The sequence below is a fragment of the Chryseobacterium rhizoplanae genome (assembly GCF_900182655.1).
Lineage (GTDB): Bacteria > Bacteroidota > Bacteroidia > Flavobacteriales > Weeksellaceae > Chryseobacterium > Chryseobacterium rhizoplanae.
In genome coordinates this window covers 117,673-132,792 of the sequence record NZ_FXTC01000004.1, presented here as the reverse complement: position 1 = coordinate 132,792, position 15,120 = coordinate 117,673, and the positions used below count along the sequence as shown (strand labels likewise).

General features: G+C 35.0%; 17 protein-coding genes. All 17 read left to right on the top strand.

The genetic code is table 11. The features are described from left to right. Positions 1-9: 9 nt before the first annotated feature. The 17 genes from atpB (at position 10) to FN817_RS11205 (ending at position 15,015) form a co-directional block, all read left to right on the top strand. Positions 10-1,107 carry a F0F1 ATP synthase subunit A gene (gene atpB / locus FN817_RS11285; protein ID WP_142718007.1) on the top strand — a complete coding sequence of 366 codons (1,098 nt, stop codon included), beginning with the start codon at positions 10-12 and terminating at the stop codon, positions 1,105-1,107. Positions 1,108-1,154: 47 nt separating this feature from the next. Continuing rightward, entirely contained in the window at positions 1,155-1,349 is a 195-nt protein-coding gene (gene atpE, locus FN817_RS11280; protein WP_002979108.1) for an ATP synthase F0 subunit C, read from the top strand. 83 nt (positions 1,350-1,432) lie between these two features. Further along, on the top strand, positions 1,433-1,930 hold the full coding sequence (locus FN817_RS11275; protein WP_142718006.1) for a F0F1 ATP synthase subunit B: 498 nt from the start codon (positions 1,433-1,435) through the stop codon (positions 1,928-1,930). A 2-nt stretch (positions 1,931-1,932) separates the two neighbouring features. Then, on the top strand, positions 1,933-2,472 hold the full coding sequence (gene atpH / locus FN817_RS11270) for an ATP synthase F1 subunit delta (RefSeq protein WP_047425401.1): 540 nt from the start codon (positions 1,933-1,935) through the stop codon (positions 2,470-2,472). Between the two features lie 16 nt (positions 2,473-2,488). Next, positions 2,489-4,066, top strand: a complete 1,578-nt coding sequence (gene atpA, locus FN817_RS11265; protein WP_047425404.1) for a F0F1 ATP synthase subunit alpha — start codon at positions 2,489-2,491, stop codon at positions 4,064-4,066. A 76-nt stretch (positions 4,067-4,142) separates the two neighbouring features. Continuing rightward, complete coding sequence (gene atpG / locus FN817_RS11260) at positions 4,143-5,006, top strand: ATP synthase F1 subunit gamma (protein WP_142718005.1); 864 nt, start codon at positions 4,143-4,145, stop codon at positions 5,004-5,006. A 270-nt stretch (positions 5,007-5,276) separates the two neighbouring features. Continuing rightward, positions 5,277-6,635 carry a hemolysin family protein gene (locus FN817_RS11255; RefSeq protein ID WP_142718004.1) on the top strand — a complete coding sequence of 453 codons (1,359 nt, stop codon included), beginning with the start codon at positions 5,277-5,279 and terminating at the stop codon, positions 6,633-6,635. A gap of 14 nt (positions 6,636-6,649) precedes the next feature. Next, positions 6,650-6,955, top strand: a complete 306-nt coding sequence (locus FN817_RS11250; protein ID WP_052186520.1) for an ATP-dependent Clp protease adaptor ClpS — start codon at positions 6,650-6,652, stop codon at positions 6,953-6,955. 208 nt (positions 6,956-7,163) lie between these two features. Then, a complete protein-coding gene (udk, locus tag FN817_RS11245) occupies positions 7,164-7,778 on the top strand; it encodes a uridine kinase (RefSeq protein ID WP_034697618.1) in 615 nt (204 codons plus the stop codon). 5 nt (positions 7,779-7,783) lie between these two features. Beyond that, complete coding sequence (locus tag FN817_RS11240) at positions 7,784-8,140, top strand: FtsB family cell division protein (RefSeq protein ID WP_047425413.1); 357 nt, start codon at positions 7,784-7,786, stop codon at positions 8,138-8,140. 103 nt (positions 8,141-8,243) lie between these two features. Then, positions 8,244-9,407 carry a methylmalonyl-CoA mutase family protein gene (locus FN817_RS11235; RefSeq protein WP_142718003.1) on the top strand — a complete coding sequence of 388 codons (1,164 nt, stop codon included), beginning with the start codon at positions 8,244-8,246 and terminating at the stop codon, positions 9,405-9,407. Next, positions 9,407-9,847 carry a DinB family protein gene (locus tag FN817_RS11230; protein ID WP_142718002.1) on the top strand — a complete coding sequence of 147 codons (441 nt, stop codon included), beginning with the start codon at positions 9,407-9,409 and terminating at the stop codon, positions 9,845-9,847. The genes FN817_RS11235 and FN817_RS11230 overlap by 1 nt, the downstream gene beginning before the upstream one ends. A gap of 65 nt (positions 9,848-9,912) precedes the next feature. Continuing rightward, positions 9,913-10,296 (top strand): GxxExxY protein, encoded by a 384-nt coding sequence (locus FN817_RS11225; RefSeq protein ID WP_142718001.1) that lies wholly within the window; start codon positions 9,913-9,915, stop codon positions 10,294-10,296. A gap of 574 nt (positions 10,297-10,870) precedes the next feature. Next, positions 10,871-11,941: a class I SAM-dependent methyltransferase gene (locus tag FN817_RS11220; protein ID WP_228451537.1), complete on the top strand. Its 1,071-nt coding sequence runs from the start codon at positions 10,871-10,873 to the stop codon at positions 11,939-11,941. A 136-nt stretch (positions 11,942-12,077) separates the two neighbouring features. Further along, the gene (locus FN817_RS11215; RefSeq protein WP_047425552.1) at positions 12,078-12,347 is read left to right on the top strand and encodes a hypothetical protein; all 270 of its coding nucleotides are present in this window, start codon (positions 12,078-12,080) and stop codon (positions 12,345-12,347) included. A gap of 157 nt (positions 12,348-12,504) precedes the next feature. Next, a complete protein-coding gene (locus FN817_RS11210; protein WP_142717999.1) occupies positions 12,505-13,884 on the top strand; it encodes a dipeptidase in 1,380 nt (459 codons plus the stop codon). A 210-nt stretch (positions 13,885-14,094) separates the two neighbouring features. Beyond that, positions 14,095-15,015 carry a T9SS type A sorting domain-containing protein gene (locus tag FN817_RS11205; protein ID WP_142717998.1) on the top strand — a complete coding sequence of 307 codons (921 nt, stop codon included), beginning with the start codon at positions 14,095-14,097 and terminating at the stop codon, positions 15,013-15,015. Positions 15,016-15,120: the final 105 nt, after the last annotated feature.

The following is a 15,120-nucleotide window of genomic DNA, read 5'->3' as shown; positions in this document are numbered from 1 at the left end:
AACCTATCAATGTTTAAGAAATTCGCAGTTTTATTCTACAGTATTTTTGTATTAAACTTAGTGTCTGCACAGCACGGTGAGGCTACTGCTGGGGCGGCTCCTGCTCAAGAGCTTTCAGAGAAAGACAAAGTAAGCAAAGAAAACAAAGAGTTCATCGATCATCACTTGTTGGATGCGCATGATTTCACATTGATGGTTGATAAAGAAGGTCATCACATCGGTTTCCCTCTTCCTGTTATTGTATATGACAACGGTTTTCACTCTTTTATGAGTAACAAAGAAGGGTTCATGCACGGAGAGCCTACTGAAGTAGATGGTTCTTTTTATGTGTTACACCATGAGAAGATCTATAAGACTGATGCAGCAGGAACTATTACTCTTGATGATCACGGTCACCCAACTAACGAAAAACCATTAGATCTTTCAATTACAAAAAGTGTACTGATTATTTTATTAGTATCAATCTTTATGTTAGTGTTATTCGGTGGTATGGCTAAGTCTTATAAAAAATCAGTGGTTCCTACAGGTGCTGCAAGATTTTTAGAGCCGTTAATCATTTTCGTAAGAGATGAAGTTGCTATTCCAAACATCGGACATAAGTATAAAAGATTTATGGGGTATTTATTAACCGTATTCTTCTTTATTCTTTTCCTTAATGTTTTAGGATTAATGCCTTTCGGAATCAATGTTACAGGTAATATTACAATGACATTCTTCCTTGCGATCCTTACTTATCTGATTACAACATTCTCAGCTAACAAAGATTACTGGAAACACATCTTCTGGATGCCAGGAGTACCAGTTCCAATGAAACTGATCATGCTTCCTATTGAATTGCTAGGAACAATCACTAAACCATTCGCTTTGATGATCCGACTTTTTGCAAACATGACTGCAGGTCACATCGTAGTAATGAGTTTGATCGGATTGATTTACGTATTTAAGAATTTTATCGCAGGTGTTGCATTCCCGTTCCTTACATTGGTAATTTACTTACTAGAGGTATTGGTAGCGTTCCTACAGGCTTATATCTTTACAATGTTATCAGCTCTGTTTATCGGAATGGCAGTAGAAGAGCACGAGCACGAACATCATGCAGCTCACTAATTGAAGTTAGAAATTAAAGTAAAACAAATTTTTTAAAATTATATATTATGGAAATCCCTAAAATTGTAGGTGCTGGTATCGTAGTACTAGGTGTAGGTATCGGTCTTGGTAAAATCGGAGCTGCTGCTCTTGAAGCTATCGCTAGACAACCTGAGCAATCTGGAAAAATCCAAACAGCTATGCTTATCGCAGCTGCACTTGTAGAAGGTGTTGCGTTTGCTGCTCTATTCGCAGTAAACTAATTAAAATCAGACCATTATCTGTGACGGTTGGTTACAGGTAATGGTTCTTTAAAAAAAGTAATAATTATTTATACATTTATATAATGGAATTAATTCATCAGTTTTCGTCAGGATTATTTATTATCCAGTCTGTTATTTTTCTAGCATTATTATTTTTGTTAGGTAAATTCGCTTGGAAACCTATTTTAAAGTCTATCAATGACAGAGAAACATCTATTGTTGACGCTCTTAATCAAGCTAAATTAGCTAGAAAAGAAATGGAAACTTTAAAAGAAGATAACGAAAGAATCATTCGTGAAGCTAAAATCGAAAGAGATGCTATCCTTAAAGAAGCTAGAGAAATTAAAGACAGAATCGTAGGGGAAGCTAAAGATGTTGCTAAAACTGAAGGAGACAGAATGATTGAAGCTGCTAAACAGACTATCAATGCTGAGAAAAATGCTGCTATGGCGGACATCAAAACTCAAATTGGTACTTTATCTGTAAACATTGCTGAATCTATCCTGAAACAAAAATTAGACAACAGCGAAGCTCAAAACGAATTAGTTCAAAATTATTTAAACAAATCAAACTTTAACTAAGAATGCTTACATCTAAAGTAGCTAAAAGATACGCACAAGGTTTACTTGATTTTACAAATGAATCAGGTCAAACGGCTACTGTATTTTCTGAAATGAAAGATGTAGTAAAGATCATGAAAGAGTCTGCGGACTTAAATAAATTCTTCATGACTCCTTATATCGATTCTAAAAAGAAAATAGAAGTAGCAAACGAGATTTTCAAAGGTTTATCTGTTTCTTCTCAGAATTTAATCACATTGGTGATTAAACATGGACGTGAGAACCAATTGAAGAATATCGCTCAGGAATTTATCAACAAAGTAGAAGACCTTAGCGGTGTGCAGAGAGTAACACTTACTACAGCAACTCCACTTTCAAAAGAGAACCTGGATCAGATTTTAAGATCTACAACTCTTGTAAACGCTGATTCAAACTTTGATCTGAAAGTAAATGTAAAGCCTGAGATTCTTGGAGGATATGTCCTAAGAGTAGGTGATCAGCAGGTAGACGCGTCTGTGAAGACAAAATTGAACCAAGTTAAAAAAGATTTCCAATTAAATTAAGAAAAACAACCATACAATGGCAGAAATAAATCCGGCAGAAGTATCTGCGATCTTAAAACAGCAATTGGCCAACTTCGATACTCAATCAAACGTTGAGGAAGTAGGTACAGTTTTAACCATCGGTGATGGTATTGCTCGTGTATACGGGTTAGAAAACGTACAATACGGAGAGTTGGTGAAATTTTCTAGTGATGTAGAAGGTATTGTACTTAACCTTGAAGAAGACAACGTAGGTGTTGCTTTACTTGGTGAAAGTAAATTAGTAAAAGAAGGTGATACAGTAAGAAGAACAAACAGAATCTCTTCTATCAAAGTAGGAGAAGGTATGTTAGGAAGAGTAGTAGATACTCTTGGTAACCCTATCGATGGTAAAGGTCCTATTACTGGGGATTTATACGAAATGCCATTGGAAAGAAAAGCTCCTGGAGTTATCTTCAGACAGCCGGTAACTGAACCTTTACAGTCAGGTATCGTTGCAATTGACTCTATGATCCCTGTAGGAAGAGGACAGAGAGAGCTTATCATCGGTGACAGACAGACAGGTAAAACTACTGTTGCTATCGATACGATCATCAACCAAAAAGAATTCTTTGATGCTGGGCAGCCAGTATATTGTATATATGTTGCTATCGGTCAGAAAGCTTCTACTGTAGCACAAATCGTTAAAACTCTTTCTGATAAAGGAGCTTTAGCTTATACTGTAATCGTTGCGGCTAACGCATCAGATCCAGTTCCAATGCAGGTATATTCTGCGATGGCAGGTGCTGCTATCGGTGAATTCTTCAGAGATACCGGTAGACCAGCATTGATCGTTTATGATGACTTGTCTAAACAAGCTGTGGCTTACCGTGAGCTTTCTCTACTATTAAGAAGACCACCGGGCCGTGAAGCTTATCCTGGAGACGTTTTCTACCTTCACTCAAGACTATTGGAAAGAGCAGCAAAAGTAATCGCTGATGATAACATTGCTAAGCAAATGAACGATTTGCCAGAATCTCTTAAGCCAATTGTAAAAGGTGGTGGTTCATTAACGGCACTTCCAATTATTGAAACTCAGGCTGGTGACGTTTCTGCATATATTCCTACCAACGTAATCTCTATTACAGACGGACAGATCTTCTTGGAGTCTGATCTATTCAACTCAGGGGTTCGTCCTGCGATCAACGTAGGTATCTCTGTATCCAGAGTAGGTGGTAACGCTCAGATCAAATCAATGAAAAAAGTGTCTGGTACTTTGAAATTAGACCAGGCGCAATATAAAGAACTAGAAGCGTTTGCTAAGTTCGGTTCTGACCTTGATGCTTCTACTTTAGCAGTTATCTCTAAAGGTGAAAGAAACGTAGAGCTTCTTAAGCAGCCGGTAAACTCTCCACTTCCGGTAGACAGCCAGGTTGCAATGATCTACGCCGGAACTGAGAACTTATTAAGAAATGTTCCTATCAGAAAAGTAAAAGAATTCCAGGTAGAGTATATCGCATTCCTGAGATCTAAGCACCCTGATACAATGGCAGCTATTAAAGCAGGTAAAATCGATAACGATATTACAGCAGTTCTTAAGCAGGCAGCTAACGATTTAGCTTCTAAATACAACTAAAAAATTCAATGTTTAAGGTTTAAAATATAAAGTTTTAAGCCTTAAACTTTAGACCTTAAACTTTGAACCCAAATTAATGGCAAACTTAAAAGAAATACGAGGCAGAATTACGTCAATTTCATCTACGATGCAGATTACACGTGCTATGAAAATGGTTTCCGCAGCGAAACTTAAAAAAGCACAGGATGCAATCGTAATGTTAAGACCTTATTCTGAAAAATTACAGGAGCTTATCCAGAATGTAAATTCTAGCTCAGATCCTGATCAGATTTCTGTATATGCTCAGAAAAGGGAGGTTAAAAGAATACTTTTCATCGCTGTTACTTCAAACAGAGGTCTTGCGGGAGCTTTTAACTCTTCAATTGTGAAAGAGCTTAACCTTCAGTTTCAGAACAATTCTCAATACGAGATTGAAGTTTTACCAATAGGTAAAAAAGTATATGATGCTGTAAGAAGAAACCGTTCAGTATATACTAACGGAAGTTCTGTTTATGATAACCTTAACTTTGATACAGTTGCTCATATCACTGAAGGTGTAATGACAAGCTTCAGAGAAGGAAAATTTGACGAAGTATATGTTATTTATAACAAATTCGTGAATGCAGCAACACAGGAAGTAACTACAGAAAAACTTCTTCCGATTTCAATGCCTGAAAACACTGAACCACAGGTTGAAACAGATTACATCTTTGAACCTAACAGAGCTGAGATCCTGGATAATTTGATTCCAAAATCGATCAAAACTCAGGTTTTCAAATCAATCCTGGATTCAGTAGCATCTGAGCACGGAGCGAGAATGACTGCAATGCACAAAGCGACAGACAATGCAGAGGCGTTGAGAAATGATCTGAAGATCTTCTACAACAAAGCAAGACAGGCTGCAATTACCAACGAAATTTTGGAAATTGTTTCCGGAGCAGAAGCTTTGAAAAATTCATAAAGAATTATTTTAAGATAGAATTAAATGCACCGATAATTTCGGTGCTTTTTTGTTTATATGATGCTGAAACTGTTGTTTGATGGCCAGAAATCTTCTTTATACAGATAAATGGAAGAATCCCCTCAATTATTTTTTTTATTGAAAACCAACGGTGTTGTATCGTGTCATATTTTCTTTCAAAAAAATCCTCAATCAAAATAATCTATCCCGGATTCAGGTTATTTTTATTTTACATATCTTTGTACTTAATAAAAAATATACAATCTCTAAATGGACTCGGACATAGTCAGGCTTTTGCTGGCCTTATTTCTTGTTTTACTAAATGGCTTCTTCGTAGCCGCAGAATTTTCAATTGTTAAAGTTCGTTACTCACAAATTCAGTTAAAAGCTGCAGAAGGAAATTCTATGGCAAAACAGGCAGAACATATCATCAAACATCTTGATGAATATCTTTCCGCCACACAATTAGGAATTACATTGGCATCCCTTGCTCTTGGTTGGGTAGGAGAAAGTGCCCTGCATCATATTGTTGAAAATATTTTCATCTCTTTGAGTATTGATCTTACTCAGACAACAATTACTACAATTTCAGTAGTGACAAGTTTTGTGTTGATTACAATCATGCACATTGTATTTGGTGAGCTTATCCCAAAATCAATTGCAATCAGAAAATCTGAAGCTACTACAATGGCAACTGCTGTTCCGCTAAGGGTTTTTTACACGATTTTTAAACCGTTTATCTGGTTGATGAACTCAATGTCAAATGGTTTCCTTAGATTGGTTAAAATTCATCCGGCTTCCGAACAGGAAATTCACTCTACAGAAGAACTCCAGCTTTTGGTAAAACAAAGTGCTGACAGCGGAGAGATTGAAGAAGAAAACTATGAGATCATCAAAAATGCATTTGATTTTACCGATCATTCTGCTAAACAGATCATGGTTCCAAGACAAAATATTACTTCCATAGATTTTGAGGAAGATGTTACAGATATCATTAATAAGATTATGGACAGCGGGTATTCCCGTATTCCGGTATATATCGACTCCATTGACAATATCATCGGGATTTTCTATACAAAAGAAATCATCAGGGAATTTGTCAAAAGAAAAGGAAATCTGGATCATGAAGACCTTAAAGATTTAATGCGTGATGCCTTTTTCGTTGTGGAAAGTAAGAAAGTTTCAGACTTACTGAAAACGTTCCAGCTTAAAAAACAGCATATCGCTATCGTTATTGACGAATTTGGTGGAACTGAAGGAATTATTACATTAGAAGATATTCTGGAAGAACTGGTAGGGGAAATTCAGGATGAGGAAGACGATGAAGAAAAAATCGTTGATAAAATTTCGGATAATACCTATTGGGTACAGGCTACACAGCCTTTGGACGAAATCAATGAGTTTCTGCCTAAAAGACTCCCGCTTTCAGAAGAAAGTGAGTACAATTCATTAGCCGGATTCATTCTTTATGAGTTGGAAGACATCCCGGAAGAAAACCAGGAATTTGATCTTGAGAACTATCACTTTAAAATTCTGAAAATGAATAATAAAAGTGTGGAACTTGTAGAATTGGTCTATGAAGAACCTAATGCTATAGATCATTTGGCAGATAAAATTGGAGAAGTTTAAAACAAACAGTTAGAATGAATTTTTATAACAGTATAAAAGATTACGAAGACCCAAAACGGCAGTATGAGGAAGAAGTCCTCGTTCTGGATGATACGGATGAAGTCTATAAACTGGTACTGCATAACGACGATGTTCATACATTTGATTATGTAATAGACTGTCTGATCGAAATATGCAAACATACCCTGGAGCAGGCTGAGCAATGTACGATTCTTGTCCACTACAAAGGCAAATGTACCGTAAAAACAGGCTCAATGGATGTATTGAAACCTATGCATGAAAAATTAATTTCGCGCGAATTAACAAGCGAAATCGTATAAAATAAAAACCGGCAATAAATTTTGCCGGTTTTTTTATTGAATCCTAAGGGGAAAGTTGAGGAATAACAATAAATGGCAAAGAGTAGAAGGCTTCAGGAAAATCTTTTAATTTTTAAATGCTTTAATCTTTTAATTTCTCAATATTCTTACATTGTCATATTTTATCTAAAATAGTATATTTGTACCAACTATAAAGAAACAAAAAAGAATGCTTGTAATAGGAATTGCCGGTGGTACAGGATCCGGCAAAACTACAGTTGTTGATAAAATACTTCAGCAGCTTGATATTGAAGGAATGAATATCCTTTCTCAGGATAATTATTATCACGACAACCAAGGTCTTACATTGACGGAAAGAGAAGCGCTGAATTATGACCACCCGAAATCAATAGACTTTGACCTACTGATAAAACATGTAAAAGCTTTAAAGAATAATGAATCTATTGAACAGCCCATTTACAGCTTTGTTACTCATTCCAGAACAGGAGATCATGTGACTGTAGAACCTAAAAACGTATTGGTAGTAGAAGGAATTCTGGTTCTTACCAACAAAGAATTACTGAAAGAATTTGATTTGAAAGTATTTGTTCATGCAGATTCTGACGAAAGACTGATCAGGAGGATCAGGAGAGATACCCAGGAAAGGGGAAGAGATCTGAGCGAAGTATTACACCGTTATCAGACTACATTGAAACCAATGCACCAGGAATTCATAGAACCGTCTAAAAATGATGCCGATCTTATTATCCCTAATATGAAGCAGAATTCCGTAGCGATTGATTTTTTAACTACCGTTATTAAAAACTCGTTGAAAAAACATTAAAAAAAATGGAAGAAAACAACCTTATCAAAGACATTCAGCCGAAATCTGAAACATTCAAACTTATACAGAAATATGTTTTGAACAAGTATACCATTACGATCTGTATGTTTTTGGTATGGATGGTTTTTTTCGATAAAACCTCATTTCTTGTAATTAATGAACTCAATGGTGAGATCAGAAAATATGAAGAGCAGCTGGACTTCTACAAAAAAGAATACGAAAAAAATGATGCTTTTTATAAAAAACTGATGAACAACAAATCAGAGAAAGAAAAATACGCAAGAGAAAATTATTTTATGAAAAAACCGAATGAAGAGATCTTCATTCTGGTGGTGGACAGCACAAAAGTTGCTAAAAAGTAATAAAAGTTGAATAGAATTACGTTAATGATGAATGAATTTTTAGTTTTTAAAATTCACTTGCGAAGCAGAATTCAGCATTGACCATTCACAAATAAAGAAACTAATGTCAAATACAGATATATTTTCAAACTGGGAAAATTTAGTCAAAAAACAACTTAAGACAGAAGATATTTACCCTATTTTAGAAAAGCAGAATTTGGAAGGAATAGAGGTGAAACCTTTTTACACAGAGGTTCAGAAGCCTTTGGTGAATCTGCCCAGAGTTGAAGAAAGTACCCATTTGGTAGCAAAATACCATGAAAGTTTAGAAGAAGAAGTATTTGCATTTATCCTTGATCATAATGTAGAAAATCTTGACCAGAAAACTCTCTTTGTCAACAACAAAGAACTTGCAGGACACATCAGTCCCAAAGAAGAAGACCAGTATTTTTCACTGATTGACATTTTTAATGAAAAAGAAGGAAGTATAGACGACCAGCTGGCTAAAGAATTACTGGCTAAAGACTTTAAAAGAAATATCTGTGTTGATATTTCACTTCATCAGAATGCCGGAGCAGCTATTTATCAACAGCTTGGTATTGCGCTCGCAAAAACTAAGGAGCTGGTAGAAGCTTATGGTGCAGAAATTTTGAATAAACTGATCTTCAGAATAGCCGTAGGAGGAAATTATTTCTTTGAAATGGCAAAACTGAGAGCATTTAAAATCGTTTTCAACCAGCTTTCCAAGGAATATGGGATGGACGAAGTTCCATACATCTTTGCAGAGACTTCACTGAGAAATAAGGCCGTTTCTGACAATGAAAACAACCTGATCCGTTCTACATTAGAACTTGCTTCCGCCATGATTGGAGGGGCAGATGCTGTTTTTACCAATAATTATCTTGTCAACAGAAGTACGGATAATTCGGAAGAAATTTCGTTCAAACAACAGATTGTGCTGGCCTACGAGAGTATCATCAATGTATTTGAAGATGCAGCGAACGGAAGTTATTATATTGAAGATATTACAAAGCAGTTTGCAGAAAAATCCTGGGCATTATTTGTTGAAATTGAAGAAGCAGGAGGGTATCTTGAATTGATAAAACAAGGCGTTATTCAGAAAAAGATCTATGCTCATGCTGTTGAAGAACAGCAATGGATTGAAGAAGGGAAAATAAAGCTGATTGGAGTGAATTTATACCCTAAATTAGAAGTTAAAAAGTCTATCGGAGATCTTTACAACGAAAAGGAGATAAAAGCCGTTCGCTGGGCTGAAATGTTTGAATAATGAAAGAAAAACTGATTGATTTATTTGAATATACCTATCATTTCAATGTTGAGATGATTAAAGTTATTTCTGAAAACAGAGAACTTGTTGATGATAAAACCATCAGTCTGATTAATCATACTCTTAATGCACAACAGATCTGGAATGCCCGGATTCTGGGAGAAACTACTTTTGAAGTCTGGCAGATCAATCTTTTTGAATCTCTTGAGGAAATTAACCATGAAAATTTTCTTAAAAGCATTGATATTATAAGAAGTTTTGATCTGGACAAAAGAATAGAATATCAGAATTCAAGAGGAACAAAATTTGAAAACAGTATTTTTGAAATGCTTTTTCATGCAGTCAATCACTCTACCTATCACAGAGGACAAATCAATTCTTTGCTTAAGCAAAATGGAATAACTCCGGTATTGACGGATTATATTTTTTACAAAAGATAATTTGATAGAATAATCATTTCAAATGAGATTTTGTGTAGATTTATGAAACACAAAATACAAATGGTATGAAAGAAAATGAGATAAGTTTTTATATAAGGAAATTCATATTTTCTGTTTATAATGAACTTGGCCCAGGTCTGTTGGAAAAAGTTTATGAAAAAGTTTTAGCTTGCGAGCTGGAGAATAATGGTTTAAAAGTGAATACTCAGGTCCCAATGAAAATTAAATTCAGAGATACCATTATTGATTCTAGTTTTGTTGCTGATATAATTGTTGAAGATAAAATTATCATAGAAGTGAAAGCGGTAACGGAAATAGCAAACGTTCATCACCAGCAGTTATTAACCTATCTAAAGCTAACAGGATTGAAATTAGGTATTCTGGTTAACTTTAATACTGATTATATTAGCAAAAGTATTTTTCGGAAAGTAAGAGGAAATTTAGATTAGCTTTCTAAAGAAAACCACAGATGACGCAGATTTTCGTAGATGATTGCGCATATTTTTTAGTTGATAAGAAAAAAATAAACATCTGTGAAAATCCGTGACATCTGTGATAAAAAATAAGTTTTTATCAATTCAAACAGCTGAATTGTAAAATTTTAGAATGGCAATTAAAGAAATGTATCTGCATTTGAATGCAAAGAAATATAAACATAAACATCTGTGAAAATCCGTGACATCTGTGATAAAAAATAAGTTTTTATCAATTCAAACAGTTGAATTGTAAAATTTTAGAATGGCAATTAAAGAAATGTATCTGCATTTGAATGCAAAGAAATATAAACATAAACATCTGTGAAAATCTGTGTCATCTGTGATAAAAAATAAGTTTTTATCAATTCAAACAGCTGAATTGTAAAATTTTAGAATGGCAATTAAAGAAATGTATCTGCATTTGAATGCAAAGAAATATAAACATAAACATCTGTGAAAATCTGTGTCATCTGTGGTTAAATTATTAAACAAAGACATTCAAGACTATATCAATGCAAATCTAAATACAGATTTACATAGTTTGCTGTTGAAAAAATCACCATTTCCGGAGGTTTCTATGCAGGAAATTGTACAGCAGATCAAAGGAAAACAGGTGGCAGAGAGAAAATTTCCTTTTCTCTTGAAAGAAGGAATCATTTTCCCGCCACAGCTTAATCTGGAACAGTCATCATCCGAAAAAACAGCTTTATATAAATCTGGAATTTTAAAAGGAAATATATTTATTGATCTCACGAGCGGTTTTGGTATTGATGCCTACTATCTGTCCCAAAACTTTGATCATGTCACTTTGGTAGAGCAGAATACAGAACTTTTAGAAATCGTTGAGCATAATTGGAATACTTTAGGCCTTCAGGCAAATTTTATCAATAAAAAACTTGAAGATTTCCTGAAACAAAATCAGGAACATTTTGATGTTATTTACCTTGATCCCGCCAGAAGAGATCAGCAAAAAAACAAAGTTTTCCTTTTAGAGGACCTGTCACCTGATATTTTGGAAATTCAGGAAACATTACTTTCTATTTCCGATAAGGTAGTCATTAAACTCTCTCCGCTTATTGATCTTAAATATCTTGTATCAGTGCTGCCGGATATTTCAAGGATAGAAATTATTGCCCTGAAAAATGATGTAAAAGAAGTGGTTGTTTTTTTATCCAACAAAAATACAGAGGAGATCATCTGCAGCTGTGTGAACCTTGAGAGTGGAGAATCTGGCTTCACCTTCATATTTGGAGAAGAAGAAAGGGCAGAATCAGAATATTCTGAGCCTGAAAAATACATTTACATTCCCAATAACTCTATTTTGAAAGCAGGAATCTTTAATTTAATTTCACAGAAATTCGGATTGAAAAAACTTCATCCTAACAGTCATTTTTATACCTCCGGTGAAAAGAAGAAAGACTTTCCCGGGAGAATTCTGGAAGTGGAACCGGTTGACTCTAAAAATATTAAGAAAAAAGAACAGTTTAATATTATTTCAAAAAATTACCCTTTAAAACCTGATGAAATCAAGAAGAAATATGGCTTGAAAGATGGGGGAGATCATTACCTTATTTTTACACAATCCAAAAAAGGGAAAATAATATTAAAATCAGTATAAAAATGTTGCCGAAAAAAGCAGGATTTCTTACTTTTGGGCAATCAAAAATTTAAACATGAAATCGCCGCTGTTTGGATACATCAGTATAGATTAAAATAGTGCGGTTTCATATGATCTTAAAAAAATAATTTTACATATGAAAAAATTAGTTATATGTTTAGCAATTGCAACAGTAGCGGTAAGTTGTAAAAAAGTATCAGCTGGTGGAAATAAAGGGACTTTGAAACTGGAAGAAGGAGTAGAAAGATATTCTGATGCTGCACAGGGAGAAGGTCACGGACATGCAGCTGCTGCAGAACATAAGGAAGAAGTTGCTGCAAAACCAGAAGCTGAAGCTCCTAAAACAGACAGTACTGCTGCTGCAAAACCTGCTGAAGCTGAAAAGGCTCCAAAAGCTGAACACTAATTAGAAGTACAAAATATACAAGTGCCCTGTTTTTGCAGGGCATTTTTTATTAAAAAAGAGGGCTATAAAGCTCATTAGCATAAGGTTGGGAAAATCCTGCCTTTTTGTTTGTCCCTGCCGGGCATTTTTTTTAATTTTAACAAAATAAATTTTTACAATGCAAGAGACATTAAATTACATTAACGAAAACAAACAGCGTTTCGTGGATGAATTATTTGAGTTATTGAGAATTCCTTCTATTTCTGCGGATCCGGCGTATAAAGATGACGTTTTGAAATGTGCAGATGTTGTGGCGGCACACCTTAAAAATGCAGGAGCTGATAATGTTGAAGTTTGCCAGACCAAGGGCTATCCAATTGTTTTCGGAGAGAAAATTTTAGATAAAAGTTTACCTACAGTATTGGTATATGGACATTATGATGTTCAGCCGGCAGATCCATTGGAACTATGGACAAAACCTCCTTTTGAACCTTATATTGAAAAAACGGAACTACATCCTGAAGGAGCTATTTTTGCAAGAGGTTCTGCGGATGATAAAGGACAGTTCTTCATGCACCTGAAAGCTTTTGAAGCTATGATGAAAACCAATGCTCTTCCTTGTAACGTTAAATTTATTTTAGAAGGAGAAGAAGAGGTGGGTTCTGTAAGCTTGGGAGACTGGGTGAATGAAAATAAAGAGAAACTAACTTGTGACTGTATCTTAATTTCCGATACTCATATTTACAGCAACGAGCAGCCAACAGTTACAACAGGATTAAGAGGTTTAAGCTATGTAGAAGTAGAAGTGGAAGGTCCAAACAGAGATTTGCACTCAGGTCTTTACGGTGGAGCAGTTCCAAACCCTATTCACGTTCTTTCAAGAATGATTGCTAATCTGATTGATGAAAATGGTCATATTACAATTGACGGGTTCTATGACAACGTAGAAACGGTTTCAGATGCAGACAGAGCTGATATGAACAAATTGAAAGACAACCCTGAAGAATTCAAAAAATCAATTGGATTAAGCAATATAGAAGGAGAAAAAGGATATACAACTTTAGAAAGAACATCTATACGTCCTACTTTAGACTGCAACGGAATCTGGGGTGGTTATACCGGAGAGGGTGCAAAAACTGTCATTCCTTCCAAAGCTTTTGCTAAAATTTCAATGCGTTTGGTTCCTTACCAGACTCCTCAGGAAATTACAGAAAAATTCACGAAATATTTTGAAAAAATCGCTCCGGATACCGTAAAAATTAAAGTAACGCCTCACCATGGAGGAATGCCTTATGTTTTACCAACCAATACCAAAGAATTTGCAGCAGCAAAACAGGCGATGGAATCTGCATTTGGAAAAGAAGTTCTTCCTTACAGAGGAGGAGGAAGTATTCCAATTACAGCGATGTTTGAGCAGGTTTTAGGAGCTAAGTCCGTATTGATGGGCTTCGGGTTGGATTCTGATGCGATCCACTCTCCAAACGAGCATTATGGATTATTTAATTTCTATAAAGGAATTGAAAGTATTCCGTTGTTCTTTGAAAATTATTCAAAGTAATTCAACGAAAATAAGATAAGGTAAGGTATTTCTGGAAAGAGATACCTTATTTTTTTGCTCAAAATTGAGCTGTTTTATCTGTGTGGAGAGATGTTTTTAATAGCTTTAAAAATTAAATTCACTGAGAATAAAAGCGTTATTTTTTATTTGCAATAAGTTATTTCACCATTCGTGGAAAGTTTATATTTTTAATACAAAACTTGATTTACTATGAAAAAATACTACTCAATTGCATTTTTACTATTATCAGCGTGTATTTTTGCACAACAGACTGTGTCCTTTGAGTCCAATGAAGGATTCAACGTTGGAAATATCAATGGCCAGGCAGGATGGATCAGCACTCCTACAGGAGGAATTCCTGCAAATGTAATCCATCAGAGCATCAGTGCAGATAAAGCCAGCGACGGAAGCAGTTCCCTCAAAATTGTCAAAGAAACCACCTACGGAACCCAGTCTGATCCTATTATCGGAGGTTTTTATAACCTGCCGGCTCCTCTTGCTTACAACAATTTCTCCGTATCATTTGATATCAACATGTCGCAGCTCAACGGCTCTGATTTTGGTTTTCAGGGAGTAAATAGCGTTGATGATCAGTTTGTAGTGAGATTGGATTTTGATAAAACCGGTCTGTTCAAGATCCTTAATACAATATCCGGTATACAGGATTTGATTCCAATATCTTCAAACTGGCTGCCTAATATCTGGTATAGAATAAAAGTTGTAGGAACAGCCACAGATGTCAGATATTACCTTAATAATATTCTTATTTACACAGGTGTTGCCGCAAGTTCAGTGAATATAGATCAGCTGCGTTTTGTGCATAATAATGCGTTGGGAACAGCCTACATTGATAATATTAAATTGAATAGTGAACTATGGGTTTTAGGGATTCAAGATTCTAGGTTTACTGCAAAAGAAGTATCCATTTATCCTAATCCTGCAAGTGATTTTATACATATTAATTTTCCTGGTGCAATAAAAAAGATTGAGATCTATGATGAATCAGGAAGGATAATAAAAACCGAAACAAACAGTAGTGAAATGGATGTAAAAGGGCTGCCTTCAGGTGTATATATGGTTAATATCACAACTGAAAAAAAGAATTTTACAGAAAAAGTACTCATCAGATAAATTATTCATTGATTCCCAAAACCTGTAATCTTTTAAGTCTGCTGTCATATTTATGGATGATTTTTTTGAAATGATACTTTTCTTTAGGTTTAATATCTTTATTTG

Coding starts and splice junctions, on each gene's coding strand:
- atpB (WP_142718007.1), top strand. CDS start 10: ATGTTTAAGAAATTCGCAGTTTTATTCTACAGTATTTTTGTATTAAAC.
- atpE (WP_002979108.1), top strand. CDS start 1,155: ATGGAAATCCCTAAAATTGTAGGTGCTGGTATCGTAGTACTAGGTGTA.
- FN817_RS11275 (WP_142718006.1), top strand. CDS start 1,433: ATGGAATTAATTCATCAGTTTTCGTCAGGATTATTTATTATCCAGTCT.
- atpH (WP_047425401.1), top strand. CDS start 1,933: ATGCTTACATCTAAAGTAGCTAAAAGATACGCACAAGGTTTACTTGAT.
- atpA (WP_047425404.1), top strand. CDS start 2,489: ATGGCAGAAATAAATCCGGCAGAAGTATCTGCGATCTTAAAACAGCAA.
- atpG (WP_142718005.1), top strand. CDS start 4,143: ATGGCAAACTTAAAAGAAATACGAGGCAGAATTACGTCAATTTCATCT.
- FN817_RS11255 (WP_142718004.1), top strand. CDS start 5,277: ATGGACTCGGACATAGTCAGGCTTTTGCTGGCCTTATTTCTTGTTTTA.
- FN817_RS11250 (WP_052186520.1), top strand. CDS start 6,650: ATGAATTTTTATAACAGTATAAAAGATTACGAAGACCCAAAACGGCAG.
- udk (WP_034697618.1), top strand. CDS start 7,164: ATGCTTGTAATAGGAATTGCCGGTGGTACAGGATCCGGCAAAACTACA.
- FN817_RS11240 (WP_047425413.1), top strand. CDS start 7,784: ATGGAAGAAAACAACCTTATCAAAGACATTCAGCCGAAATCTGAAACA.
- FN817_RS11235 (WP_142718003.1), top strand. CDS start 8,244: ATGTCAAATACAGATATATTTTCAAACTGGGAAAATTTAGTCAAAAAA.
- FN817_RS11230 (WP_142718002.1), top strand. CDS start 9,407: ATGAAAGAAAAACTGATTGATTTATTTGAATATACCTATCATTTCAAT.
- FN817_RS11225 (WP_142718001.1), top strand. CDS start 9,913: ATGAAAGAAAATGAGATAAGTTTTTATATAAGGAAATTCATATTTTCT.
- FN817_RS11215 (WP_047425552.1), top strand. CDS start 12,078: ATGAAAAAATTAGTTATATGTTTAGCAATTGCAACAGTAGCGGTAAGT.
- FN817_RS11210 (WP_142717999.1), top strand. CDS start 12,505: ATGCAAGAGACATTAAATTACATTAACGAAAACAAACAGCGTTTCGTG.
- FN817_RS11205 (WP_142717998.1), top strand. CDS start 14,095: ATGAAAAAATACTACTCAATTGCATTTTTACTATTATCAGCGTGTATT.